The sequence below is a fragment of the Arthrobacter sp. StoSoilA2 genome (assembly GCF_019977195.1).
Classification (GTDB): domain Bacteria; phylum Actinomycetota; class Actinomycetes; order Actinomycetales; family Micrococcaceae; genus Arthrobacter.
The window spans coordinates 4667673-4694490 of the sequence record NZ_AP024643.1; the positions used below are offsets into that span (position 1 = coordinate 4667673).

Consider the following 26818-nt stretch of genomic DNA (forward strand, 5'->3'; position numbering starts at 1 on the left):
GTTATATGTGTACTTACGATTTAAGTCCAACCAGCCGGCACAGTTGCACGCGTCCGCCGCCAAAGAGCGGGCGCCACCACCACTGCAACGCCGACGGCGGCACCGATCACCGTTTCGATGATGCGGTCCCGCAACAGGAGGCCGGGATCAACCGGGGCTGCCAGCAACGTGGCTATCAGGGCAAGCGGAGTCACGAAGATCTGCGCCACAAGGTACTGGCGGGCGATAAACATCTCAGCACCGAACTGGCAAGCTGCTATCACCAGGACCATCGCCCAGGGCGCGGGATTGAGCCACAGGATGCCGGCAAGCAGCACCAATCCGATCACCGTTCCGGCGATTCTTTGGATGCCACGGCTCACTCGGTGGCGCGTCGAATGACCCACCAATGGAACCACCGCCGCAACCACGGCCCAATAAGTGTGGCCGAAGCCGAGCCGTTCCCCCACCAGAGTCGCGATGGTCCCCGCAAGGCCTGCGGCAATCAGATATCCGCCGCCTTCCAACCAGATCGCACGACGTTCCAACGTGGTGTGGCGGATGCGGGGCGGCCGCTTCCACGGGGTTCTGTGAGTTTTGAGCACCCGTGACGACATGCCGATCAGCAGGCAGAAGAGGGTGGTCCCTACCGCGACCAGTATGGCCTCCCACAAGGGCGGCTGAGCAGGGATGGATGCGATCGCAGCGAAGGCGAAGATGTGAAAGAGGGAGCCGCCTGGCCGCAACCTCCAGGCCGCGACCACCACGGAGCACGCGCCCGCCACGAGAGTGGTCGCAGCAGTCAAGAGCCACGAATACGCGGCGCCCTCGATGCCAATGGCTTGCGCTGAACGAGCCATGAGCGTCGCCAACAAAATGATAAGCAGCATGAAACCACCGGCACGCACTTGGCTTCGGAAGCGCACGCTGTGCGGTTCATTGCGGCCATAAATGCCGGTAAACGCACCGAACGAGGCAAACACCGCCAGGTCCAACCGCCCCATCAGGGTCAGCGTAATCAGCGGCACAAAGACTCCCACAGCGCAGCGGAGAGCCGGGTGATGGTCCTTGTTTCCCGGACCCATCATGAACATTTCCGCTACAGCCTTCAAGGGGCGGCTCGCCTTTCGTCGCAGGATCAAACGTACGACGGCGGCGCTGGCGTCCGCTTCAAGGCTACGCTCCGGGCGCTGGGCTACTCCGGCTTTGGGTACAGATAGTGCCCCTTATCACGAGGAATAAGGGGCACTATCAGTTGCGCACTACTTGTCGCTAGAAGCGGGAGGGTGCTCCCTGGAAGGGCCCTGTTCCGAGTGGGTTGCCTGCTACGTCCGTCAGGCCAGTGACGGGGGTGTAAGTCGGGAAGATCGTGGTCGACGTAAGCGTCGAGCCTCCGCTGGTCCCTGCTCCAAGGGTGATGGTGAGTGTATTGGCGGTGGGGTTCCAGGTAAGGCTTGAGCCGCTTGTGTTGTTTCCAGCGAAAGTAAGGGCGGTGGAGGTGTTGGTGTTGTAGTCGCCGCCGAGGCTGATCGATCCGACCCTCAGGGTGGTGCACGCCGTCCCGGTCACGGTCAGCACGTCACCGGCGCTGATGTTGACTACAACCTGGCTGCTACCGTTGCCGTTTTGCGCTTGCGTAGTGGTGTTGCTTGTCCACGCACCGCAGATGGTGTTGGCGCTGAGCGGCTCGGAGAACGTCAGGGTAACCGAGTCTCCTTGCTCTACCTTGCCAAGGGTGCCGCCCGAACGGTTGTTCAGCTGGACCCCCGTCACCGTTGGCGAACTCACGTCCTTGGTGGATGTAGCAACTCCCGCAGGACCAGTGTTACCTGCGGCGTCGGTTGCCTGTGCGGAGTAATTAATGGTCCCTGGGCTGAAAGCGCTCAGGTTCAAGGGGGTCGCTGCCCAGTTCCCGGAGCTGTTGACGCTGATGGTCTGGGTCACGGGCAGGGCTCCCGTTCCCGTTACGGTCAAAGTGACCGAGGACAAGGCCTCTGCCGTCCCGCTGACTGGAACAGCGGTCACGTTTCCGCTGTAGACATATGGTGGCGCCGTCACGGACGGGGCGAGGGGTGCGGTGGCATCCACGGCAGTAACTGCGCTTCGTGTGCTTTCAGCGCCCTGCCACTGGGAGAGTTTGGGCGTAACCGTGTAGTACCAGTTCCCCGTGGTGACACCGGTGTCCACGCAGCTCAGCCCGGCTACTGTTCCTGCACAGGTTCCGGCTGCCGCAACGGCCGTGCCGCCGGTGGCTGAGGCGTAACGGACGATGCTGTACCCGGTCACGGACCGGCCAGCCGCTGTCGTGCTTGCTGTCCAGGTGACCGTCACGCTACTTCCGGAAACGGCGGTAGTGGGCTTTGCCCCTTGTGCGACGGCGTCGGCACGGGCCGCACCGAAGTTGCTGCTAACGGAACTCCAGAAAGCACTGGCTGCGGGACCGCCCCATGAGACGAGGAGAATGCCGAGAATGATCACGAGGGCGCGGTTCCAAGCGCCCATCGTCACCCGCGTTGAGGATGATGAAGCAGCGGACTGGCGAAGCGGGCTCACTTCCGTACCTCCAGCGTGACGGGGACGTTGAATTGGGCGCCCTGGCAGGCGGAAAGTGAAGCCGCGCTCATGCTGGCCGCACCCTCAAGAGTCAGCAGGATGGATGTATTTGCCTGGATGGTCACAGGTTGGGGCAACGGCGCGGCGGGAGGCGTGAACGTCACGCCAGTGGTGGTGCAGCCGGGATGCGCGGCGTCTGCAGTCACGGCGCCGTTGGCCGCGATTCCATAGACGGTAACTGCATGGCTATTGGGGTTGGTTGCCCGGAGGATCACGTCGGCTGATCCACCTGGAACGAGGCTGGTCTGCAGGGTGTCGCCCGGGATGAGCGCATCCACTGTCACGGTTTGCATTGTCCCGTTGGTCGCCGAACCGCTGCCGATTCCGGTGGTAGCCCAGTAGGCGTAGGCAGTCCCTGCACCGCCCAGGATACAAAGGGCCACGGTGGCCGCAGTGGTGCGGGCGATCCGTCCGCTACGGGGCTTCCGGTTGAGCGTCTTCATGTCAGTTCGCCTGTCCCGTCCCGGAGTACGTGAGTTGGAGGGTCGCACCCTTGCAACCGTCCTGGAGCTGCAAGGTGTCCAGCATCCTCACTTGGGGCCATTTGCTGCTGTCATTCACGCCCAGCGAGGTCAGCGAGCTGGGCCCGGGAGGAGCTGCCAACGGGTAGCTCCCGGAGTATTGGGTGACCTGGTAGTCGGCACTGCTGCAGGGGAGGTTGGCCGCTACCGCTGCCGGCGTCCGCACCACTTGCGCAATCGAAACCGTCAGGTTGGTGATGGCGATGCTCTTGTTCCCGGGGTTGGAAATCTGCAGCTCCACTGCTCGGGACACCCCTGGCGCCAGGAGCCCACTCAATGAGCCGGTGACACCGAAGGTCCGTTTGACTTCCTGGACCTGCAACTGCCCGGGCGCCGCGTTCGACTGGACCGCGTTTTGGCCCGTGCCGCTGGCTCCCTTCACAGTGAAGTCGGACTTGCCGACCGGCGTTGTGGGAGACGTGGCGACGGTCAAAGCCACCTGCGCTGTGCTGCCGGATCCCAGAACCACCGACGACGGCGACCATGCGGCTGTCGCTCCAGCCGGAAGACCCGTAACGGTAAACGCTACTGGTCCGGTGAAACCGCCCGTGGAGGTGGCTGACACTGTGAAGGTGGTGGACTGCCCCTGATCCAGGCTGCGGCTGGAGGGCGACAACGCCACCGTAATCCCCTTGGCTACCTTGACCGGGCTGCCTTGCGTAGCGCTCTGCCCACTGCTTGCGGCGACAACCGCCACCGGAACAAGGGCCACCACGAGCGCAAGTATCAGCGTCCGGAGTGGTACGGCAGCTCGAGGGTTAGGCGCGGGGCGCTCTGGCCGGTGGTCCATGGAAGCTCTTTTCGGACGGAAGCGTTCAGTCGGGAGGAATGCGGAAGCCGGGGACCACCACTCGCAAGGTGGTCCCGGCATTCACGCGCTACTGGCTGGAGACGTTGACCGTGACGGTCGCGGACTTGCAGGCGTCCTGGTTGGCGGTGCTGTCGTTGAACTTCAAGACACCGCTGCCAACGGACGTTCCCGTGGCCCCGGCGGCGACGGTCGAGTTGCTGGTCACGGCGGTGACTTCGAACCATGACGGGAGGCATTCGGGGACGCTGGTGGTGACATTTGCCGTCAGGGCTCCGACTACCGTGCTGGACGTCGTCGCGTTGTCCGCGGTGTAGGCCACGTTGGTTTGGTTGCCCGGCGCCAGGCCGGCATTGAAGGTGGCGTGCAGTGTGACAGTTCCGCCACCGCCTGAGTTGGCGGCCGAGCCGGTGCCTGAACCCGTGGTGGTCCAGTAGGCGTAGGCAGCTCCGCCACCTACGGCTACCAATGCCACGCCTGCGACGGTGGCGGTGATCCGGCTCTTTTTGGAAAGCTTGCGCATGGTATACTCCTTGGTTGATCTTTTTCCGGGGAGCCGCATCGCAACCCCCAGCACCCGACCGTTTCCGGCGGATGAAGCGATGCCCCCAATAGTTCAGCCAGCAGTGGCACCGTGGCTACTCTTGGGTGTACGCCTCTTTTCCGCCCGACCAAGGGGTCAGGAATACGCTGAACCGGCAAGCGAGTACTCAGTTTTCGTATCGGGGACTACTTGGTCCCACTTTGCGTCATCCCAGCGCGGCATAGGCTTGTGCGCCCATCTGATAGCCCGCTTTGCTACACCAACGCTGGCCTGCGGCGAATCTGAGCATCCCGGCAGCGGTTGGATCAGGAGTACTCAGTTTTTTGACGGCCCGGTACCTGCCCCCAGGAGTCGCTGCGGGCAGGGCATTTCGGAAATTCAGCTGCCACTGAGCCAACATTGTGCCCATCTTGAGCAAAAACTGCGCTGGCGTTCGAAGATGTTCGGGGCTGACTGCATGCATTGCGGGACGTTTTAGTTGGGGCCCCTGCCCTTGCTTTTTTCGTTTCCGTGGCCTCTTTGGTCGGATTGGCCGCCGCCTTGGACCCCGTCCGCCGGAGATTCGGTTTCCTGCGCAACCTCAGTTGGCACGCTTTCCTGGCTGGCCGCTGGCGATGGAACGTCTCCTCGCCCGCTGCCAGAGTCGGACGGCGGCAGCTGAACGGTTTGCACCGGCCCCGGAATAAGAACTGTTTCCACTGGCCCAGGGGTGGTAATTGTTACCACTGGCGCGGGCGTTCCAACCGGGGAAGGAAGGCCGGATTCCTGCACAACCGGCGAAGGCGAGGTAACGTCTGCCGGCAAGGGTTCCTGACCAGATAATGCCACCGCGAGGGGGACTGCTATCGCCGCCGCGAGAAGGACCATCAACAGAGCTCCGAGCCTGCCGCCTCCCCTACTCCTGTGAAGCTTGGGGGACACTTCGGTTGTTGCCCCGATGGCGGGCGCCCGGGCAGGCAGTGGGGGCAAAAGCGCCGTAGCTGCCGGGTGTGCATACGCCTCCTGCCAAGGGCGACCCAGGAATTCTTCGATCTCCGCGGCAGTCGGCCTATTGTCTGGTTCGAGGTCCGTCATGGACTTCAGCAGTTCAGCTATGGGGTGATGGATCTGCTCAGGGATGACGGGGGCACGGTGAAGGCGCGCTGCAGCCGACTCAATAGGCGTCCCCGGATATTCAGTTCTGCCCGTAAGGCATTCCAAGAGCACCAGGCCGAGGGAGTAGATATCGCTGGCAGGAGTCAAGGGACGACCGAGGGCCTGTTCCGGGCTGAGGTACTGGGCGGTTCCCACCGTCATTCCGGTGGCAGTCAGGCGGCTGCCTTCCAATATTCGGGCCACGCCAAAGTCAGCGAGTTTGACGATGCGATCAGGGCCCGGAGTTTCCGAAACCAGGATATTTGCCGGTTTGATGTCCCGGTGAATGACTCCGCTCCCGTGAACTTGCACGAGGGCACCTGCAAGGGCGTGGCCGATGTGCGTTGTTTCCGCAAGGCTGAGCGGACCCTCAGCAAGCACCGAACGCAGATTATTTCCGGAAACCAGTTCCATGACCAGGAAAGCCTGCGGCGGGCCGGAAGTTCCGGCGTCCACACCGGCGTCGTAAATATGCACCAGGCCGGGGTGATCAAATCCTGCCAGCAACCGCATCTCTGCCTGCTGACGTTCCTCGAAACCCTCGTCGCCTGAGCCAGGGGAAAAGATTTTCAGGGCAACTTCACGCTGCAGGACTTCATCCCGGGCCTTGCAGACAGTGGACATCGCCCCGTGCCCGAGTAGCTCCAGAATCCGGTAGCGGCCGTTGAGAATGTCCCCGCCGCCTGCTGGATCAACGAAAGCTTCTCCGCCTGCCCTCACGGCCCTACACCTCTTGCGTCCAAGCGCGCTGCGCCGATTTACCCCCATTGATCCTGCGCTGCTATGCAGTTGCTAAGTAACCTTCTTACGGCAAACGTACAGCCTCCGGCCCACCTTGCCAACCATGAAGTCTGCTACTACTTTTCCGGGAAAAATCGGGGGAATTCGCGCCTAAAGCTTCGGTTACCGGAGTCCTTCGACGACGGGTTGTGGCGTTGGAAGTGCGTCCAAGGAATTGAAGCTGTAGAGCTGGATTCCCTCTATCCCTGGTCGGACAGAGAGCTCCTCAATGAGCGCGTCCGGCGTGTACCGTTCCCCGATCAGAAGCCTCCGTGCCAGCGGGCCTTTGCGGCTGAGGAATTTCAAGGAGGACCCCACTCCGATCTTGGTGGCAAGCGAGACCAGCTTTACCTTGGGCACGGCCCCTGCCACACCTGCCCACACTGGAAGGAGTACGCCCTCACGGCGGAGCATGGCCACGTAGTCCTGGATCCTGTCCGCCGAGAAACACATCTGCGTGACTATTTTCGTGGCGAACTCCTGTTTCTCCAGCAAGGCATCAACCAAGTGCAGGCTGGTGATATCCGGATGCCCTTCCGGGTAGCCGGCCACTCCAACGGCCATTTCGCCGGACGTGATCTGGGCGATGTCGCGCAGCAATTCCCCGCCTGTGGAATACGGACCCGATGGCTGCCCGTCGCCACCGATGGCGAATACTTCCGTGATGCCCGACGCCGAGCAGTCACCCAATATGGCTGACAACTCCTCGCGACTTTCAAGAGCCTTGGCAGCAAGGTGGGGAACCACGGTATAGCCGAGCTCCCTCAGCTGGACTGCAGCACGGAGTGTGGCACCGACACCATGCTTCGGCAGGCAGGTAATGCTGATTGCGGTGGACGTAGGCAGGGCCTTGCTGACGACGTCCACGATTCCCTCGGACGGGATGATCTCAACACGAACGGGAAGCACGATGTGTCCTTTTGCTGTGGCTTAGGCGTGGGCGGCGAGGATGGTGGAGGCTTCCTGGCGGGTGGTGCCGGAGGACTCGATGTGGGCCAGGGCGGCGGGGATTTCCCAGCCTTTCTTGCGCATCGCGGTGGCCCACAAACGCCCGGCCCGGTAGGAGGAGCGGACCAGCGGCCCGGACATGACACCGAGGAACCCGATCTCCTCGGCCTCGTGCTGGAGGTCCACGAACTCCTGCGGCTTGACCCAGCGGTCCACGGGCAGGTGCCGTTCGGACGGGCGCAGGTACTGGGTGATCGTGATCAGGTCACACCCGGCCGCGTGCAGGTCCCGCAGCGCTTCGGAGATTTCCTCGCGGGTTTCGCCCATGCCCAGGATCAGGTTGGACTTGGTCACCATGCCAAGGTCCCGGCCCTGGGTGATGACATCCAGGGAGCGTTCGTACCGGAACGCCGGGCGGATCCGCTTGAAAATCCTGGGCACGGTTTCGACGTTGTGCGCGAACACCTCGGGCTTGGAATCGCAGATCGCCTTGATGTGTTCGGGTTTGCCGGAGAAGTCAGGGATGAGCAGCTCCACCCCGGTGCCGGGGTTCAGTTCGTGGATCTTGCGGACCGTTTCGGCGTACAGCCACACGCCCTCATCGGCGAGGTCGTCACGGGCCACCCCGGTGACGCTGGCGTAGCGCAGCTGCATGGCCTGCACGGACCGGGCCACCTTGGTGGGTTCGAACATATCCACCGGGGAGGGTTTGCCGGTATCGATCTGGCAGAAATCACAGCGCCGCGTGCATTCGGACCCGCCGATCAGGAACGTCGCTTCCTTGTCTTCCCAGCACTCGAAAATGTTCGGGCAACCGGCCTCCTCACACACCGTGTGCAGGCCTTCCTTTTTCACCAGGTTCTTCAGACCGACGAACTCGGGCCCCATCTGGACCTTGGCCTTGATCCACTCGGGCTTGCGTTCAACCGGGATAGCCGAATTACGCTGCTCAACGCGCAGCAACTTACGGCCTTCAGGTGCCAGGGTCATGGGTTTACTTCCTTGTTGGTTGTCTCGTTTTGTCCGTTGCCACAACGCAGGTACGTGTCAGCATTCGACGACGTTCACGGCCAGGCCGCCCATCGCGGTTTCCTTGTACTTGGAAGACATGTCCTTGCCGGTCTCGCGCATGGTCACGATCACCTCATCCAACGACACCCGGTGCGTCCCATCCCCCCACAACGCCATCTTCGCCGCGTTGATCGCCTTCGCCGCCGCGATCGCGTTCCGCTCAATACACGGAATCTGCACCAACCCCCCGATCGGATCACACGTCAACCCCAGGTTGTGTTCCATCGCGATCTCCGCCGCGTTCTCCACCTGACCCGGCGTACCACCCATCACCTCGGCCAACCCCGCAGCAGCCATCGACGACGCCGAACCCACCTCGCCCTGGCAACCCACCTCAGCCCCCGAAATGGACGCCTGCTCCTTGTACAACACCCCCACAGCCCCCGCAGCCAGCAGGAACTTCACCACCACATCGTCCTTATCGGCCTGGGTGGCCTTGTCCATGCCCGGCGCATAATGCAACGCGTAATACAACACCGCCGGGATAATCCCCGCCGCACCATTCGTCGGCGCCGTGACCACCCGCCCACCGGAAGCGTTCTCCTCATTGACCGCCAACGCGATCAGGTTCACCCACTCCTGCCAATACTTCGGATCGTTACGGTCCTTGTCCTCCTTCAACAACCGCTCCAGCCAGTCCGGAGCACGACGACGGACCCTCAACCCCCCGGGCAACACACCCTCACGCTTCAAGGACGTCTCAACACACGCCTCCATCACATGCCAGATATGCAACAAACCCTCCCGGATCTCCTCCTCAGACCTGCTGGCACGCTCATTGATGAACATGATGTCGCTGATCCCCAACCCCTTCGAGGAACACCGGCCCAGCAACTCAGCAGCCGTCCGGAACGGCAACGGCAACTCCGCCTTCGTCTCCTCCAACTCCGCCCGCGCCGCGTCCTCCTCACCCTCCCGGACAATGAACCCGCCACCAACCGAGAAAAACGTCGCCTCCCGCAACGTGGCGCCCTCAGCATCAACCACAGCAAACTTCATCCCGTTCGTATGCCGCGGCAACACCGTCAACGGATGCAACACCATATCCTCCACCGCATACCGCAACTGCACCCCCGCACCAGCAACGCCAGCACCAGCAAGATTCAGCACACCCGTCTCCGCGATCGCAGCCAACCGCTCCTCCACCTCATCAGGCAGGATCAACTCCGGGTGGTAACCCTCCAAACCCAACAGCGTCGCAGTCATCGTCCCGTGGCCACGGCCAGTCGCAGCCAACGACCCATACAAATCAACCCGCAACCCCGCCACCGAACCCAGCACCCCGGACTCACGCAACTCGCCAGCGAACACCGCAGCAGCACGCATCGGCCCCACAGTATGAGAACTCGACGGGCCAATACCCACAGAGAACAGATCGAAAACACCAACAGCCATGGCTGGATCCCTTTCAGGGAGGAGTCAAACACAACAAAAATGTGGGGGCCGGGCCAAATCCCGAGCCAAGGCGGCCCGGCCCCCTGGAGGTCCCAGTGCGAACCTCCAAACCCGGTTTTGTGTGCGGCATTCGTTCCCAGCAAATGCCACACCCGGGAGATCAAAATCGAGTCCCGCCGATTCGTGGACTCCCTGCCAAACATGCCGTGCGCACGGCACACCCCGCAGCAACCCCACGAAACGGAAGACCAAAGCATCCTCGCGGCCCACCCTCGGAAGCTGCCCGTCCCAAGAAGGCGACCCGCCCCGGCGGCCCCTTCGGGGCCGGCATCCGGAAGCGGGCGTCCAAGGGAGCATCGCATCCGCTCAGCGGGTGCCTATGCGACCGAGCCCGCGGAGGATGTCGGCCCCGACGGGCCCACACACCGGCCAGCGTCGACGACCCAACCCGCAAGGCTCAGGCGAGGTTCGCAACTCCCGGGTACAGCGGATGCGCTTTCGCAAGAACCTCAACCCGGTGCCGCAACCCGGAAAGGTCCGCATCGGCGTCGGCAATCAACACTTCGGCGATGATGTCCGCAACTTCGCGGAAGGCCGCTTCCCCGAATCCGCGCGTGGCGAGGGCCGGGGTGCCGATGCGCAGGCCGGAGGTGACCATGGGCGGGCGTGGGTCGAACGGGACGGCGTTGCGGTTGACGGTGATGTCGATCGCGGCGAGGCGGTCCTCGGCTTGCTGGCCGTCGAGTTCGCAGTTGCGCAGGTCGACGAGGACCAGGTGCACGTCGGTCCCGCCGGAGACAACGGAGATACCCTTTTCTGCAACGTCGGGCTGGACCAGGCGTTCGGCCAGGATCCGGGCGCCGGCCAGGACGCGTTCCTGACGTTCCCGGAACTCTGCCGAGGCTGCGATCTTGAAAGCAACTGCCTTACCCGCGATCACGTGCTCCAGCGGTCCACCTTGCTGGCCCGGGAACACGGCCGAGTTGATCTTCTTGGCGATGTCGGCGTCGTTGGAGAGGATGATGCCGCCGCGCGGACCGGCGAGGGTCTTGTGCGTCGTCGACGTCGTGACGTGGGCGTGCGGCACCGGGGACGGGTGCAGGCCAGCCGCAACCAGTCCGGCGAAGTGCGCCATGTCCACCATGAGGTAGGCACCCACGGAGTCGGCAATCCGACGGAACTCAGCGAAATCCAGCTGCCGCGCGTAAGCGGACCAGTCGGCAACGATCAGTGCCGGCTTGTGCTCCTGCGCCAGGCGTTCGACTTCGGCCATGTCCACCGTGTGGGTGTCCTCGCGGACGCCGTAGGGGACCACGTTGTAGAGCTTGCCGGAGAAGTTGATCCTCATGCCGTGCGTGAGGTGGCCGCCGTGGGCAAGGTTGAGGCCCATAATGGTGTCGCCCGGCTTGATCAGCGCGTGCATCACTGAGGCGTTCGCCTGCGCACCGGAGTGTGGCTGGACGTTCGCGAACTCCGCACCGAAGAGTGACTTGATGCGGTCGATCGCGAGCTGCTCGATCACGTCGACGTGCTCGCAACCACCGTAGTACCGCTTGCCCGGGTAGCCTTCGGCGTACTTGTTGGTCAGCACGGAGCCTTGGGCCTGCATCACGGCAACGGCTGTGTGGTTCTCTGAGGCGATCATTTCCAGGCCGTCGCGCTGGCGGCCCAGTTCGTCGTCGATCTTCGCGGCGATGTCCGGGTCCAGCTCGGACAGCTGGGCGTCCAACGACGCAGACACAACCTGCTCGAACTCAGTCACGGCTGCGGCGCTCACAGTTCGCCACCGTTTGTTGCAGCGTATTCCTCAGCCGACATGAGCGGGCCTTCTTCCGTGGCCGCCACTTTGAACAGCCAACCAGCGCCGTAAGGGTCGGTGTTGATCAGGGCCGGATCGCTGACAACGGCGTCATTGATCTCGGTCACCTCACCTGTCACCGGCGAGTACAGGTCCGAGACCGACTTGGTGGACTCGACCTCACCGCAGGTCTCGCCTGCAGTCACAGTAGAACCGACCTCAGGGAGGTCAACGTACACAATGTCGCCCAGGGCATCCGCAGCAACCGCAGAGATCCCAATCCCCACAGGCCCGGCTCCATCCGAAGCAACCCATTCATGCTCAGCCGAATACTTCAGCTCGGCAACTACTTTGCTCATTCCAGTTCCTTCTCTCGTGGCTATTTTTGGCGCTTGTAGAACGGCAGCTGAACGATCTCGAACTGCTCAGCTTTTCCGCGGAGGTCCACCTCGACTACCGTGCCCGGTGTGAAATGCTCGACGTCGACATACGCCAGGGCGATCGGGTAACCGAGCGTCGGGCTCGGTTGGCCGGAGGTGACTTCGCCGATGAGCGAGCCGTCCTTGAGGACCGAGTAATGGGCGCGGGCTGCACGTCGGCCGGTTCCCTTGAGGCCGACCAGTTTCTGTCCGATGGTCGATCCGACGCCGGCTGCCTTGATCGCGGCCAGGGCTTCCTTGCCGATGAAGTCGCTTTCCTTGGCCAGGGAAACCACCGGGCCAAGTCCTGCGGCGTAGGCGTTGACGTAGCGGGAGAGCTCGTTGCCGTAGAGCGGCATGCCGGCTTCGAGGCGAAGGGAGTCGCGTGCTGCAAGGCCCGCGGGGATGAGGCCGTGGCCTTCGCCGACCTCGAGGAGTGCTTCCCAAAGGCCGGCTGCGTCAACGTTCGGGATGTAGATCTCGAAGCCGTCTTCGCCGGTGTAACCGGTGCGGGCAAGCAATAGGTCCTGCCCGTTGATCTCAACCTCAACAGCCGCGTAGTACTTCAGTTCGGTCACGAGGGCGTGCTGCTCTGCCGGAACCAAGGTCAGCAGAATGGCTTCCGCGTTCGGACCCTGGACTGCGATCAGCGACGTCTCGGCCGAGGCGTCCTCAACCACGACGTCGAAGCCGGCCGCCCGCTCCAGCAATGCTGCCGCAACTACCTTGGCGTTGCCCGCGTTGGGGACCACGAGGTACTGATCCACGCCTTCTTCGGGAGAAGGGCGGCGGTAGGTGATGAGGTCGTCGATGATGCCGCCGTCGGCGTTGCAGATAAGCGAGTACTTGGCCTTGCCCACGGCGATCGCGGACAACTTGCCCACGAGCGCGAAGTCCAGGAACGCCGCCGCGTCCGGACCGCTGACCCAGACTTCGCCCATGTGGGAGAGGTCGAAGAGGCCAGCTGCGTTACGGACTGCGTGGTGTTCGGCGAGCTCGGACTCGTACTTGAGCGGCATCTGCCAGCCGCCGAAGTCCGTGAACGAGGCCCCGGCTTTTTTGTGCTGCTCGTAGAGAGCGGTGTAGTTCTCAGTCATTGAGTCAGTCCTTTAGTTCTCGACGTCTGCGGTGTTGTCCTCGAACGCTTCAAGGGGTGGGCAGGAGCAGACCAGGTTGCGGTCGCCAGCAGCGCCGTCAATGCGTCCGACCGGCGGGAAGTACTTGTCCTGCTTAAGGTGGTGGACGGGGAACGCTGCCTGCTCCCGCGTGTAGTCGCGGTCCCATGCAGAACTCACGACGGCGGCAGCCGTGTGCGGCGCGTTACGCAGCGGCGAGTTCTCAACAGTGAAATCGCCGGTGGCAACCTGCTCGATTTCGGCACGGATGGTGATCATGGCTTCAATGAAGCGGTCGATCTCGGCGAGGTCCTCGGACTCGGTCGGCTCCACCATCAAAGTGCCCGCAACCGGGAACGCCAAGGTGGGAGCGTGGAAACCGAAGTCGATGAGGCGCTTGGCCACGTCCTCAGCCGTGACGCCGGTGCGGGCAGTCAGTTCGCGGAGATCCAGGATGCACTCGTGGGCAACAAGACCGCCTTCGCCGGTGTAAAGAACCGGGAAGTGCTCATCCAAGCGGGAGGCAACGTAGTTCGCAGCAAGCAGCGCGGACTTGGTGGCTTCGGTGAGGCCCTGGCCACCCATGAGCTTCACGTAGGCCCAGGAAATGGGGAGCACGCCGGCGGAGCCGTAGCGGGATGCAGAGATGGCCACGCCACCTTCAGACGAAACATTGTTCGCATCTCCGGGCATGAACGGTGCCAGGTGGGCCTTGGCTGCAACCGGTCCAACACCAGGTCCGCCGCCGCCGTGCGGGATGCAGAAAGTCTTGTGCAGGTTCAGGTGGGATACATCGCCGCCGAACTTGCCCGGCTGGGCGAGCCCAACGAGTGCGTTGAGGTTTGCGCCGTCAACGTACACCTGGCCTCCGGCAGCATGGATCGCGTCGCAGACCTCCCGGACATCGGCGTCGTACACACCGTGCGTGGACGGGTAGGTGATCATGATGGCCGAAAGGGCGTCCTTGTTGGCCTCGATCTTGGCTGCCAGGTCCGCGTGGTCGATCGTGCCGTCAGCGGCCGTGGCCACCACAACAACCTTCATGCCAGCGAGCACAGCCGAGGCCGCGTTGGTGCCGTGGGCAGAGGCCGGAATCAGGCACACGTTGCGCTGCTCGTCGCCGCGGGAAAGATGGTATCCGCGGATCGCAAGGAGGCCGGCGAGCTCACCCTGCGAACCGGCGTTCGGCTGGATGGAGACCTGGTCGTAGCCGGTGATCTCAGTGAGGTCGGCTTCCAGTCCTTCAATGAGCTCGCGCCACCCAGCGGTCTGGTGATCCGGAGCGAACGGGTGGATCGAGGCGAACTCCGGCCAGGAGATTGCTTCCATCTCAGCTGTAGCGTTGAGCTTCATGGTGCAGGAACCCAGCGGGATCATGGTGCGATCCAGTGCGAGGTCCCGGTCGGACAGCTTGCGGATATAGCGCAACAGCTGCGTCTCGGAACGGTGCGTGTTGAACACGGGGTGCTGCAGGAAATCACTGGTTCGGACCACGTCTGAGGGCAGCTCAAACCCGGAAGCGTCCTTCACCGGACCGGCACCAAAAGCGACGGCTACCGCAGAGAGGACCTCCGGCGTCGTGGTTTCATCGAGGGAAACGCCAACCGTGTCAGCATCGATGCGACGCAGGTTGATACCGCGGGCTTCGGCGGCGGCGATGACTTTGTCAGCCTTGCCGGGTACGCGGACAGTGAGGGTGTCGAAGAAGGATTCAGACACGAGTTCACGGCCGGCGGTCTTGAGGGCAGTGGCCAGCGTGCGGGCGTGGCCGTGCACGCTTTCGGCGATCGCCTTCAGGCCTTCCGGACCGTGGTAAACCGCGTACATCGACGCCACGATGGCGAGCAGTGCCTGCGCGGTGCAGATGTTGGACGTGGCCTTTTCGCGGCGGATGTGCTGCTCGCGGGTCTGAAGGGCCAGGCGGTAGGCCGGGACTCCGGCGTTGTCCTTGGAGACGCCGACGATGCGGCCCGGGAGCGTGCGCTCCATGCCTTCGCGGACTGCCATGTACGCAGCGTGGGGGCCGCCGAAGAACAGCGGAACACCAAAGCGCTGCGCAGTTCCGACGGCGATGTCGGCGCCCTGCTCGCCCGGGGGCGTGATGAGGGTGAGCGCCAAAAGGTCGGCAGCGACAGTGACCAGCGCGCCGCGCTCCTTGGCGTCAGCGATCACGCCGGAGTGGTCGAAAACGCGGCCCGAAACGCCGGGCTGCTGCAGGACGATGCCGTTGATCTCGCCGTCGGGAAGCCCGGCGGATAGGTCGGCAATCTCCACCTCGAAGCCGAGCGCCTCGGCGCGGCCCTTCACGATGGCGATGGTCTGCGGGAGGAGGTCGGCGTCCAGGACGGTCTTGCCGTCCTTCGCGGTTTTGGACTTGTTGGCGCGACGCATCAGCAGCACAGCCTCGGCCACAGCGGTGGCTTCATCCAGCAGCGAAGCGTTGGCCACGGGAAGTCCGGTGAGGTCCTGGACCATGGTCTGGAAGTTCAGGAGAGCTTCGAGGCGGCCCTGCGAAATCTCGGGCTGGTAAGGCGTGTACGCCGTGTACCAGGCTGGCGCTTCAAGGATGTTGCGGCGGATAACCGGCGGCGTGACGGTGTCGTAGTAGCCCTGGCCGATCAGCTGGATGGCGGTCTTGTTCTTGGACGCAAGCTTGCGGAGCTCGGCGAGGACCTGGGTCTCGCCAAGGGCGGCTTGAAGCGTCAGCGGCGTGGCTTGCCGGATGGAATCGGGGACCGCAACATCTACCAGGCCGTCTACGGAGTCGTAGCCGATTGCCTTGAGCATGGTGTCAACGTCGGCCTGGCGGCGGGCGCCGATGTGCCGGTCCGCGAAAGCGGTGGGGGTTGATTGAACAGTCAAGAGGAACTCCATGATTCAGGCGCCCTATGTGCGCCACGATGATGTGGGTTCCTCCCCGCTCTGTATTGGACCTGAGAGATTCCGCAGGAATGGTTGCCTGCTTGCACCGTCGGTGAGCCCAGTTACCTGGACTGCTTTCCAGAGTTGCCTCGCCGTGGCGGTACGTGGGCCTGAGAGATTCCTGGGGAGGATTTGCTCCTACGGCGCCTGACTGGATGTACCGGCAGGACTCTCCCGCCACAGATCAAAAGCATTGCGTCACGTCAGTGACACGGTTCACACCATAGCGGGTTATCTGGAAAAAGCGCAAGCAAGGGATACCTACCGGTGCATTGCCTCGTGGATCTGGAGAGCGAACCACAACTGGGCAACAGTGGAGGTTTCACCCATGTCCAGCCCCGTCAATTCGCCGATTTTTCGTATCCGATAGATGATGGTTTGCCGATGCGCGAACAGGGCAGCTGCGGTCTTTTGCCAGGAACGCTGCGAGTCCAGATAGGTCCTCAGCGTGACGATGAGATCGCCTTCCTGGCTCTGCTCGTAATCGAAAATCGGGCCGAGGAGACGCCGGACCAGCGCAGTTCCTTCCTCGAAACCCGTCAGCCCCAGCCACGATGGTCCCTGCGCGTAACGGGCCAAGCCAAGCTTGTTCGCCCGGGCCGATCCGAGCGCCCACAGTGACTCCTGCAGCGCGCGCTGAATGCCGGCCACTGCCGCCGGAGCGCTGATCCCGATCGCGGCATCCGCCCCTGCGCAATGCACCAAAATGTCGTCCGGCACATCAGCAGGGACCACGACGTGCAGCCGGTTGTTCCGCTTCAGGGAAGCCGACGCAACCCCGTGCCGCCACAGTTCGATGTGCACGTTAGCCAGCCTGTCGCCGTCGTCCGCTGCTTTATTGCCGGCGTCCGCGTAGAGCGAGGCGAGCAGGAAATCCTGGGGCGGAACATCAAAACCGGCCAGCCGGCTCTCCATCTCGGCCGCACCCAAACGTCCATCCATGGCCTGCAGCAGGAACTCACCCGCCAGCCGATGGCGGCCTTCAAGCGAGAGGACGATGCGCGAAAGCTGCAGTCCCAGCACCGTTGCGGCGTGCAGAAGTACGACGGCGTCCGGGTGCGGTTCGCTGTTGGGCAGCACCACGAGGAGCGCGTTGGCGTGGGTCGGGATGTCCATGGTCAGCACGTGCCGGCCCCGGATCCGGTGCCACTGGAAGTTCTTACCCGCCAAGGACACATGCCCGGAAAGCGGAGCCCATTCATCCGCAAGGAACCCCGGGACCGGCTGTCCCTCCGGGTGCCAGGGATGCAGGCAGCGGCGGTCCACCACGAACAGCTCCGCATCCAGTTCGGTGGCGAGCCGTTGGACCAGGCTCTGCCAATGGTCCTCCGAGGCGCCGGCCGTTCGGAGCAGGTCGTAAACCCTGGCCGTCTGCCGCAAGCGCCGGGACTCTTCGAGCAGGGAGGACTCGGCAACCGAGCGGGCGATCGCGATGAACGGCAGCGGGTAGGGGATGTTGATGAGCGGCAGCGGCAGCCGATCGCAGGCCGCCAGGAAATCCTGCGTCAGCGGCGGCGCGTGCATCTTCTCGCCGATGGCCAAGGCGCTTGCCCCGCTGTCCATCAGTGCCTCTGCGAGCGCCACTTGTCCCGCGGCATCGGCGGGAATCGAGAGCCCATTGGTCATCATGAGCTCGCCGCCTGTGACCCATTCCCAGAGCCTGGGCAGATCGGAGGTGTGGGCCCAGGTGATCCGGTTGTCGCGGCCTGCGTCACCGGCCAGAAGGCTGAGCCCGAGTTGGGGTTCAGCCACGAGTTCGGCGACCGTGATTGCCATCGGATGAGGTCCTGACTCTATGATTCCCGGGGCCCGTTCCGGACTTTTAGACATTCGTCTAAGCGTCTGGGCCATTTGTAGTCAATGTACCGCTATTCGCCGTGACCCGCGTCACCAAGAATGGAATTACTTACTTCCCGCTCAATGGCGAGCACCCCTCACACCAAGGAACCGGCAATGACAATCCACAAGCCCATCGGCCCTGTCGACGCAACCAAAGTCCCCCGGTATGCCGGACTCGGCACCTTCGCCCGCCTCCCCCAAATTGACCGCGTCCCGGACTATGACATTGCGATTGTCGGCGTACCGTTCGACGGCGGAACCTCCTTCCGGCCCGGCGCCCGTTTCGGTCCTGCCGCGGTTCGCGAGGCCTCGCGTCTCCTGCGCCCGGGCTACCACCCGGAGCTCGACGTCGAACCCGTTTACGAAGCCCAGGTTGTGGACGCCGGCGACATCGCCTGCACGCCCTACGACATCACCCGCGCTGTTCGTGAGATCGAGGAGCAGGCGTTGCCCCTCATCAGCGAAGACAAGCGGCTGATCTCGATCGGCGGCGACCACACGATTGCCCTGCCGATGCTCAGGGCCCTGAACAAGGTCCATGGTCCGGTGGCTTTGCTGCACTTTGACGCACACCTGGATACGTGGGACACGTACTTTGACCAGCCCATTACGCACGGAACCATCTTCCGGCGGGCGTTCGAGGAAGGCCTCCTTGTGGAGGACAAGTCGATGCACGTCGGCATCCGTGGCCCTGTGTATGACCGCAATGACTTCCTCAGGGACCACGAGTTCGGGTTCCAGATCATCCGCTGCTCGGACCTGGATGTCATCGGTGTCCCGGCGGCAATCCAGCAGGTGAAGGACAGGCTCGGCGACACCCCGGTGTACGTCTCCATCGACATCGACGTCCTGGACCCCGCATTCGCTCCCGGTACGGGCACCCCGGAGATGGGCGGACTCCACTCCCGCGAACTCCTGGCCCTGCTCCGCGGCCTGAACGGCATCAACATCGTGGGCGCCGACGTCGTGGAGGTCGCTCCGGCCTACGACCATGCGGACATCACAACCGTCGCTGCGGCCACCCTTGTTTTCGACCTTCTCGGCCTGATGGTGAACCGCAGCAAAGCCACTACAGTCCGTGAACTGGCTTCGACGTCCCGGAGCGCATCATGAATGCGCCCTTGGCCACCCACGAAGTTCCCCGGCTTGAGGACAAAACCATCCAGCCGATCCCGCTGAATGAGCGGCACGGCAAGGCGCGCGATCTCTTCACCATCTGGTTCGGTTCCAACATCATGATCATGACCATCGTGACCGGCGGACTTGCCACCACGGTATTCGGCCTCGGTTTCGTGCCGGCGCTGGTGGGCATCATCATCGGCAACGTCGTGGGCGGCATCTTCATGGCGCTGCACTCGGCCCAAGGCCCCCAGCTGGGCGTGGCGCAGATGATCCAGACCCGCGGCCAGTTCGGCTCCTTCGGCGCCCTCTTGATCGTGGTCATCGTGGTCATCATGTACGTCGGGTTCTTCGCCGCAAACCTCGTCTTTGGCGGAGAAGCAATGGCCGCGGTCAGCCCCGGCATCAGCGTGGATGCCGGCATCATCATCATCGGCGTGGTCAGCGTCATCGCCACGATTTTCGGTTACCGGCTCATCCACGCCTATGCCAGGATCCTCAGCGTTGCAGCGGGCCTGGCTCTGTTGCTCGCCTTCGTGTGGATCCTCGTTGTCCACGGCCTTCCCGCCAGCTTCCTTGCGGAGGGCAATTTCAACTGGGTTGGCTTCATGGGGACCATCTCCGTCTCGGCCCTGTGGCAGCTGGCCTACGCGCCCTACGTCTCCGATTACTCCCGCTACATGCCGCAGGGCACGGGGTCGGCACCGGCATTTTGGGCTTCCTACTCGGGCTGCGTCCTGGGAACGTTGTTCCCCATGATCCTCGGCGCCTTGGTGGGCACGCTCGCCATGACCATGAGCGCCGACAACGTCGAAATCGTTGGCAGCCTGGGTGCGTTGCTGCAGCCGTGGACCCTGATCATCGTGGGCATCTTCTGCCTGGGTGTCGCGGCGTCCAACGCCATGAACCTCTACTGCGGCGTCCTGTGCACTCTGACCATCGGCCAAACCTTCAAGCCGTCCTGGTTGCCACGCGCCAAGACCCGCAGCATCGCGGCCCTCATCCTCTTCGTCGTCGCAGTCTCCATCGCCTTGTTCGCCCGCGACAACTTCATCCTCTTCTACACCAACTTCCTCTCCTTCCTGATGTACGTCCTGGTCCCGTGGACTGCCATCAACCTGGTGGACTACTACCTTCTGCGGCACGGCGACTACCGGGTTGAGGACTTCTTCAAGCGCGACGGCGGTGTGTACGGGCGGTTCAATTGGGTCGCCATCGGCTCCTACCTGGCAGGCGCCCTGATCCAGGTTCCCTTCTCGGCAACCGCAATCTACACCGGCCCCCTCGCGGCCGCGTTGGGAGGGGTGGACATCTCCTGGCTCGTCGGCCTCGTAGTGGTTGCTCCCCTCTACTACTTCGCGGCACGCGTGTTCCGGAAAAAGACGGAAGCCGCCCCCTTTCCATCCCCTGCACTCGCAAACTGACCTATCTGAAAGCGAATTGTCATGACCCTCACAGACACTGCACACCCCGAAACCGTCCAGTTCACCGTTCGACGCACGTCCTCTGACCATGGCAGCAGCCTGCCTCCGCAGCTGCCCCTGCCTCCCGCAGGGCACTTCATCAACGGATCGTTCGTCCCGGGCTCCACCGGTCAGCTGATCGACGTCGTGGATCCCACCACCGAGCAGGTCATCGCCTCAGTGCAGGCGGGCACGGCGGACGATGTCGACGCCGCTGTAGAGGCCGCCGTCGTCGCCCAAAAGACCTGGGGGGCTACTACCCCCAAGGAGCGCGCGGACGTCCTGAACCTGATCGCCAACATTATTGAGGAGAACCGGCAAGCGTTCGAGCTCATCGAGTCCGCCAATACCGGCAAGCCGCAGGCAGTGGCCGAGGACGACGTCACCAGCACCATCGATACGTTCCGTTTCATGGCCGGCGCCTCCCGCACGCTGACTTCCATGGCCGGCGGCGACTACGCCACTGACCACACCTCCGTGATCCTCCGCGAACCCGTGGGCGTCGTCGGCGTCATTACCCCCTGGAACTACCCGCTGCTGATGGCCGCCTGGAAGATCGCACCGATTCTGGCCGCCGGCAACAGCATCGTCCTCAAGCCCTCCGAGCAGACCCCCTTGTCCACGCTGAAGCTGGCCGAACTGCTCGCCGGACGGATCCCGGACGGGATCCTCAACGTGGTCACTGGCCAGGGGCGCACTGTTGGACAGCGGCTTTCGGAGCACCCATCGATTGCTTTGGTCGCCCTGACGGGCAGCGTCGTTAGTGGCCAGGCCGTTGCGGAAACTGCGGCAAAATCCGTGAAGCGCGTCCACCTGGAACTTGGCGGCAAAGCCCCGGTTGTTGTCTTCCCCGACGCCGATCTTCGCGCCGCCGCCGCTGGAGTCCGCAACGCAGGATTCTGGAATGCCGGCCAGGACTGCGGTGCTGCCTGCCGCGTGCTGGTCCACGAGTCCGTGGCCGAGGAATTCACCGAGCACTTGGTACGCGAAGTCAGCACGCTGGTGGTCGGCGCACCCGAGGCTGGGGACGACGTCGAAATCGGTCCCATGATCTCCCGGCCCCACTTTGAACGCGTCAAGGAATCCTTGGCCGAAGCCCGCGAGGCGGGACTGAATATCGCGATTGGCGGCTCGGCACTGGAAGGTCCCGGCTACTTCATCGAGCCAACGATCATCTCCAACGTCCCTGCCGGCGCGCACATCGCAACCCACGAAATCTTCGGCCCCGTGGTCACTGTGGAAACCTTCTCTTCCACTGAAGAAGCCGTCACCCGTGCAAACGAAAGCCCCTACGGACTGTCCGCCTCCGTGTGGACCAAGGACTCCAGCCTCTCCCTGCGCATTCCCAAGCAGTTGGACTTCGGCACCGTCTGGGTGAATGCGCACCTGGTCCTTGCGTGTGAGGTACCGTGGGGCGGATTCAAGGGCTCAGGGTATGGGCGCGACCTCTCGCTCTACGCCCTGGATGATTACTCGCGCACCAAGCACGTCATGATCAACCACGGCGCGTAAGCCTTCAAACAAGCAACGGAGCTTAGCAATGACCACCAAAGACCTTTCCCGCGCCGCCACTCCTACGGCACCTTTTGGAACAGACATCACCTGGACCAACTGGGGCGGGAACCAGAGCGCGACGCCGGCCTTCACCGTCCGGCCAAGGAACGAACAAGAAGCGCTCGACGCCGTCCGTTTCGCCATTCGGGAAGGCCTGCCTGTGCGGGCGGTCGGCTCAGGGCACTCGTCCTCACCTCTTGTTCAGACTGGCGGCGTCCTGATGGACATGTCCGGGCTCTCCGCGATTACAGGAACTGACAAGGCCGGGCGTCGCGCCCGGGCCCTTGCCGGAACCACGATCAATGCCTTTGGAGATCCGCTGTGGGAGCAGGGTCTGGCCCTGGGCAACCAAGGCGACATCGACAAGCAGCAAATCGCCGGCGCACTGGCCACCAGCACCCACGGGTCCGGGAAGCACCTGGGCAGCTTCTCGTCCAACCTCCGCTGGGTGAAGCTCATCAACGGCTATGGCGACATCGTGGAAATCGGCGAAGGTCAGCTCCGCGAACTCCGGGCCGCCCAGGTGGCTCTAGGTACGCTGGGTGTTTTCCTGGAGGTGGAGCTGGCTGTTGAGGACAGCTACTACCTGCAGGAACAGATCACCTATCCCACCTGGGCTGAAACTGCCTCGACGTGGCAGGACGATCTTGACAACAACAGGCACTACTCGTTCCTATGGTGCCCGGAGAACGATTCCTGCGAGCTCCTGGATCTTCCTGGCGCACCCGGCCTGAGCATGGCCAACCGGAGCTACACCAAGCGGTATAACGTTGCTTCCATTGAGGACGAGCGCGGGATTTCGACCGTGGAAGGTGCCCGGCTTGACCGCTCGTACCGGATCTATCCTGGCGGCTTCACCACCCAGTTCCACGAACTTGAGTACTTCGTCCGCAGCGAGGACGGCTTTGCCGCCGTCGAGGCCATCCAGGAGCTGATCCGCAGCAAGTATCCCGAGCAGAAGTACCCCGTCGAGGTCCGCTGGGTGAAGGCCGACGACGCCTACATGTCCCAGTTCCAAGGGCGAGACAGCACCGTCATCACGCTGACCACCGAGCCCGGAACCGACTACTGGCAGTTCTTCCGGGACGCCGACGCCGTCCTGCAGGAATTCGAGCCGAGGGCCCACTGGGGGAAGATCCACTTCATGACACGGGGCCGCCTTGAGCGTCTCTACCCCGAGCTGGACACCTTCATCCAGGTCCGGCGTGAATTCGATCCCCGCGGAATCTTCCTGAACGACCACACCCGGGCCCTCGTAGGCTGATCCCACTAAAGAACCCGACGCTCTCTCACATCCACACCCCCAGGCGGCATCCCTCTCTCACATCCACACCCCCAGGCGGCATCCCTCTCTCACATCCCCTTGACACCCGTTTGAAACCTGCAAGTGGTAGTTTGTTCTCTGCCTAAGCCACACACCCGTACCCATCCGGAGGACATTCCATGCTTAAGGGTTTCAAGGACTTCATACTTCGCGGCAACGTGATTGAACTGGCCATTGCCGTCGTCATCGGCAGTGCCTTCACCGCTCTCGTAGCAGCCTTCACCAACCACATCATCAACCCCGTGATTGCTGCGGCCGGCGGCATGAATGCCGAAGGGCTTGGCTTCAAGATCTGGGAGAACAACCCGGCCACGTTCGTCGACTTCGGCGCGGTGCTGACTGCCCTTGTGACCTTCGTGATCACTGCGGCAGTGGTCTACTTCATCTTCGTGGCGCCCATGAACAAGATCAATTCCATGGTTAAGGACCGCCTCTCCACCGAAGAACCCGAGGAAGAACCGCTGCCTGCGGATACCGCACTGCTGGCCGAGATCCGGGATCTCTTGAAGGACGCAGCGGCCCACCGTGGCACGGACCGCGATTCGGACCTCGACCCGGACAGCGTCCGCTAGGTCCGAGCAGTAACGACCAAGCCCGAGCGTTCCTTCCCGGTTGCTTTGCAAAGCCCGGCGTTCCCACCGCGGGAACGTCGGGCTTTTGCGTTGCCGGCGTTCGGCACAAAGCCACTAAGTGGGCAGGAGCGGAGCACCGACCAGCGTGTCCCGAGAACGTGACGCGGAGGCAACCGTCCCGAAACAGGCGAGGGGCAGCATGAAACCATGAAGCCCAAAATGAGCTCTCCCGTTACTGCGGATCTTCGGTGCGATGTCTGCGGACAGTTGCCCGAACCGCCCAAGGCCCGGCTCACCTTGGCCAACATCGCGGTGATGCTTCCCATTGAACTGCTGGTTCACGCGGCGGTTGTGGAAACCCATCTTCCCTATGTGGCCAAAGTGCTGCTGCTGACCGTGACTGCCACAGTGCTGGTTATCTGGGTGGCCGAACCGTCGGCTGCCAAGGTCCTCCGGCGTTGGTTGCATGCGCCGGCCCTTCGCCAGCGGAACAAGCTGCACGCCGCACCTGCGTTGTGGCGGGCCCGAACCCTGCTGCGGGACCAGCCCGGGTCCCTGCAAAAAATCACCCATTCCTTGGCCAAGCTGGACACGAACATCCTCAGCATTCACGTTCATCCGATGGATGCCCCGGGCCGCCAGGGTACACAGGGCGCCCAAATAGTGCTGGACGAGTTCGTCCTCTCCGCCCCGGGCGAAGTCACCGAACATGAACTGCTGAAAGCACTCGACGACGGCGGCGGGCGTGAGTCACACGTGTGGCCAACCACAGCGCTTGCCATGGCTGATGGCCAAACCAAGGCCCTGAGCCTGGCCACCCGCATTGCCGGGAACCCGAATGAGCTTCCGCACGCGGTTGCCGAACTGCTTTCCGCCAAAGTGGTCCCCAACGACCCCGAGAACCCGGCACCCGAGGCGAGTGCCGGCGTCGAACGTTCAACGGACATCCTGAAGATTCCTACCGCATGGCATGGACCGCTGGTCTTTTCCCGACCAGGCGAGCCGTTCACGCCCGCCGAGTCCGCCCGCGCGCACCGGCTTGCTGAGCTCGCGGAGATTCTGGCATACAGTCCGGAAGCCTCCCCAAGTTCGGCATACCAGCGCTAGCCAGCACTCCTTCCCACTTACTACCCGAAAGCCCGGCATTTCCCAGGAAACGCCGGGTTTTCGTGCGCCAGGGCAGGAGCAACCGGGGAGGAGCGCGCGCAGGTAGATCTCACGGTCACATTTCGCCAACAGACTTTGTATACCAAATCCCTTGACAGTGCGGCCCGTCACATCTAACTTGGATTTTGGGATCCCAAAACGGGATCCCAAATAGACCCGCTACCGGCTGCGGCCCCCGCCACCAAAAGGGCAGGGACCGCAACAGTTGCCGCCGGCACGGGTTCGGCTGCAGCGATATCCACGCCCGGCTCATCCCCCCAAAGACATACCCCAAAGACATTCCACCTCTGTTGACTCCTCTGAAGGAGAAGCTGTGTCTCCCCAAAACACCCAACTGGCAACCCAGGAAAACCAGGAAAACGAGCCCAAAACCGCTAAGGACGGTGTGCAGCGACGCACGAACGTCCGCTGGAAACTGTTCATCCTGCTCCTGGTCCTGGTCGCCGTCAATTACATCGACCGCGGTTCAATATCCGTTGCGCTCCCCATCATCCAGAAGGAATTCAACCTCCCGCCCGAGCTTGTGGGGCTTCTGTTGTCGGCGTTCTTCTGGACCTACGCGCTCATGCAAATCCCTGTCGGCTGGCTGATCGACAAGTTCGGCCCCCGCAAGATGGTCACAGCATCCTGCATTGGCTGGGGCGCAGCAACTGCTGCTTCCGGCTTCGCGGGTGGCTTCCTGAGCATGTTCATCGCACGCCTTGGCATCGGTGTCACTGAGGCCGGCGTCATGCCTGCCGGTGGCAAGCTCAATGCCATCTGGATGCACAAGAAGGAACGTGGCCGCGGCGCCACCATTCTCGACGCCGGAGCTCCACTGGGCGCAGGTCTGGGCGGCATCCTCATCACCTGGCTGATCGCCTCCACGGGCAGCTGGCGCATGTCGTTCATCATCGCCGGTGCCGCCACGATTCTCATGGGCTTGGCCGTCTGGTGGTACATTCGCGACAACCCCCGCCAGCACAAGGGCGTCAACGATGCCGAAGCTGAGTACATCGAAGCCTCGCATGCCGAGGACGACGCCGAGGCAGCCAAGGAAGGCGCACAAGGCAAGCGAGCCCTTCTCCCCTACCTGAAGTTCCGTTCCTTCTGGGCAATGTGCTTCGGCTGGCTAGGCTTCAACGGCGTCTTCTACGGTCTGCTGACGTGGGGCCCGCTGTATCTGGCCCAAGCCAAGGGCTTCGACCTGAAGACCATCGGCTGGTCCACATTCGTGATCTTCGGTGCCGGCTTCGTCGGTGAAATCCTCGGCGGAATCATCGCCGACAAATGGCGCGCATCCGGCGCCTCCGCCAACCGCGTCATGCGAACCCTACTGGGATTCTCCAGCGTCGTAGTGGTGGGCGGCCTCGTAGGTGTCACCGTGGTCGCAGACCCGATCACCGCCGTCGTGCTTCTCTCTGTAGTCCTGTTCTTCCTGCGCTGGGTTGGCCTGTTCTGGTCCATCCCTTCCATCCTGGGCGGCCGCACCAACGCTGGCGTGCTCGGCGGGGCAATGAACTTCAGCGGCAACATCGCCGGGTTCGTCACGCCGATTGTGGTAGGCCTGATTGTCGGGGCCACCGGCTCCTACACCTGGGCGCTGCTGTACTTTGTTGGATCCGCGGTGATCATGGGCATCTCCGTCCTCGTCCTGGATTACAACAAGCGACTCCCGGTCTAACTCGCCTGACCGGGCCGGCCGGACGGTACTGAACCGCCGGATGGCCGGAAGCCCGCCTGGTCGCCGGGCG

Annotated in this window: 21 protein-coding genes and 1 riboswitch; of the genes, 7 read left to right on the forward strand and 14 right to left on the reverse strand. The window is 63.1% G+C overall.

All coding sequences use genetic code 11. The annotated features are described in order from the left end of the window. Positions 1 to 20 precede the first annotated feature (20 nt). The 14 genes from LDN82_RS21360 to LDN82_RS21425 form a co-directional block, all read right to left on the reverse strand. Complete coding sequence (locus LDN82_RS21360; RefSeq protein ID WP_224165772.1) at positions 21 to 1091, reverse strand: FUSC family protein; 1071 nt, start codon at positions 1089 to 1091, stop codon at positions 21 to 23. A gap of 160 nt (positions 1092 to 1251) precedes the next feature. Then, on the reverse strand, positions 1252 to 2532 hold the full coding sequence (locus LDN82_RS21365; protein ID WP_224165773.1) for a hypothetical protein: 1281 nt from the start codon (positions 2530 to 2532) through the stop codon (positions 1252 to 1254). Beyond that, entirely contained in the window at positions 2529 to 3035 is a 507-nt protein-coding gene (locus LDN82_RS21370) for a hypothetical protein (RefSeq protein ID WP_224165774.1), read from the reverse strand. The genes LDN82_RS21365 and LDN82_RS21370 overlap by 4 nt, the downstream gene beginning before the upstream one ends. A gap of 1 nt (position 3036) precedes the next feature. Next, positions 3037 to 3903, reverse strand: coding sequence for a hypothetical protein (locus LDN82_RS21375; protein WP_224165775.1), 867 nt, complete (start codon positions 3901 to 3903; stop codon positions 3037 to 3039). An 88-nt stretch (positions 3904 to 3991) separates the two neighbouring features. Then, positions 3992 to 4444: a hypothetical protein gene (locus LDN82_RS21380; RefSeq protein WP_224165776.1), complete on the reverse strand. Its 453-nt coding sequence runs from the start codon at positions 4442 to 4444 to the stop codon at positions 3992 to 3994. 495 nt (positions 4445 to 4939) lie between these two features. Further along, positions 4940 to 6319 (reverse strand): serine/threonine-protein kinase, encoded by a 1380-nt coding sequence (locus LDN82_RS21385; RefSeq protein WP_224165777.1) that lies wholly within the window; start codon positions 6317 to 6319, stop codon positions 4940 to 4942. Positions 6320 to 6502: 183 nt separating this feature from the next. Next, complete coding sequence (locus LDN82_RS21390) at positions 6503 to 7288, reverse strand: methylenetetrahydrofolate reductase (RefSeq protein ID WP_224165778.1); 786 nt, start codon at positions 7286 to 7288, stop codon at positions 6503 to 6505. Between the two features lie 21 nt (positions 7289 to 7309). Next, positions 7310 to 8317 carry a lipoyl synthase gene (gene lipA / locus LDN82_RS21395; protein WP_224165779.1) on the reverse strand — a complete coding sequence of 336 codons (1008 nt, stop codon included), beginning with the start codon at positions 8315 to 8317 and terminating at the stop codon, positions 7310 to 7312. Positions 8318 to 8374: 57 nt separating this feature from the next. Next, the gene (locus tag LDN82_RS21400; protein WP_224165780.1) at positions 8375 to 9793 is read right to left on the reverse strand and encodes an L-serine ammonia-lyase; all 1419 of its coding nucleotides are present in this window, start codon (positions 9791 to 9793) and stop codon (positions 8375 to 8377) included. A 457-nt stretch (positions 9794 to 10250) separates the two neighbouring features. Continuing rightward, positions 10251 to 11570, reverse strand: coding sequence for a serine hydroxymethyltransferase (glyA, locus tag LDN82_RS21405; protein ID WP_275964852.1), 1320 nt, complete (start codon positions 11568 to 11570; stop codon positions 10251 to 10253). Beyond that, positions 11567 to 11950 carry a glycine cleavage system protein GcvH gene (gene gcvH / locus LDN82_RS21410; protein ID WP_224165781.1) on the reverse strand — a complete coding sequence of 128 codons (384 nt, stop codon included), beginning with the start codon at positions 11948 to 11950 and terminating at the stop codon, positions 11567 to 11569. Before gcvH ends, glyA begins: the two co-directional genes overlap by 4 nt. A 20-nt stretch (positions 11951 to 11970) precedes the next feature. After that, positions 11971 to 13107, reverse strand: coding sequence for a glycine cleavage system aminomethyltransferase GcvT (gene gcvT / locus LDN82_RS21415; protein WP_224165782.1), 1137 nt, complete (start codon positions 13105 to 13107; stop codon positions 11971 to 11973). Between the two features lie 12 nt (positions 13108 to 13119). Continuing rightward, entirely contained in the window at positions 13120 to 15987 is a 2868-nt protein-coding gene (gene gcvP / locus LDN82_RS21420; protein WP_224165783.1) for an aminomethyl-transferring glycine dehydrogenase, read from the reverse strand. 148 nt (positions 15988 to 16135) lie between these two features. Further along, positions 16136 to 16234, reverse strand: a riboswitch (glycine riboswitch). A gap of 74 nt (positions 16235 to 16308) precedes the next feature. Beyond that, positions 16309 to 17823, reverse strand: coding sequence for a PucR family transcriptional regulator (locus LDN82_RS21425; RefSeq protein WP_224165784.1), 1515 nt, complete (start codon positions 17821 to 17823; stop codon positions 16309 to 16311). A gap of 177 nt (positions 17824 to 18000) precedes the next feature. Here LDN82_RS21425 and speB point away from each other — a divergent pair, with 177 nt between their 5' ends. The 7 genes from speB to LDN82_RS21460 all read left to right on the forward strand — a co-directional run bounded on the left by speB (position 18001) and on the right by LDN82_RS21460 (position 26748). Further along, positions 18001 to 18999 (forward strand): agmatinase, encoded by a 999-nt coding sequence (gene speB, locus LDN82_RS21430; RefSeq protein WP_224092994.1) that lies wholly within the window; start codon positions 18001 to 18003, stop codon positions 18997 to 18999. After that, positions 18996 to 20429, forward strand: coding sequence for a cytosine permease (locus tag LDN82_RS21435; RefSeq protein WP_224165785.1), 1434 nt, complete (start codon positions 18996 to 18998; stop codon positions 20427 to 20429). Before speB ends, LDN82_RS21435 begins: the two co-directional genes overlap by 4 nt. A 21-nt stretch (positions 20430 to 20450) precedes the next feature. After that, a complete protein-coding gene (locus tag LDN82_RS21440) occupies positions 20451 to 21980 on the forward strand; it encodes an aminobutyraldehyde dehydrogenase (RefSeq protein ID WP_224092992.1) in 1530 nt (509 codons plus the stop codon). 28 nt (positions 21981 to 22008) lie between these two features. Beyond that, positions 22009 to 23286 (forward strand): D-arabinono-1,4-lactone oxidase, encoded by a 1278-nt coding sequence (locus tag LDN82_RS21445; protein ID WP_224092989.1) that lies wholly within the window; start codon positions 22009 to 22011, stop codon positions 23284 to 23286. A 179-nt stretch (positions 23287 to 23465) separates the two neighbouring features. Continuing rightward, entirely contained in the window at positions 23466 to 23918 is a 453-nt protein-coding gene (gene mscL / locus LDN82_RS21450) for a large conductance mechanosensitive channel protein MscL (protein WP_224165786.1), read from the forward strand. Between the two features lie 207 nt (positions 23919 to 24125). Then, a complete protein-coding gene (locus LDN82_RS21455) occupies positions 24126 to 25025 on the forward strand; it encodes an amino acid-binding protein (protein ID WP_224165787.1) in 900 nt (299 codons plus the stop codon). A 373-nt stretch (positions 25026 to 25398) separates the two neighbouring features. Next, the gene (locus tag LDN82_RS21460) at positions 25399 to 26748 is read left to right on the forward strand and encodes an MFS transporter (RefSeq protein WP_224165788.1); all 1350 of its coding nucleotides are present in this window, start codon (positions 25399 to 25401) and stop codon (positions 26746 to 26748) included. Positions 26749 to 26818 lie beyond the last annotated feature (70 nt).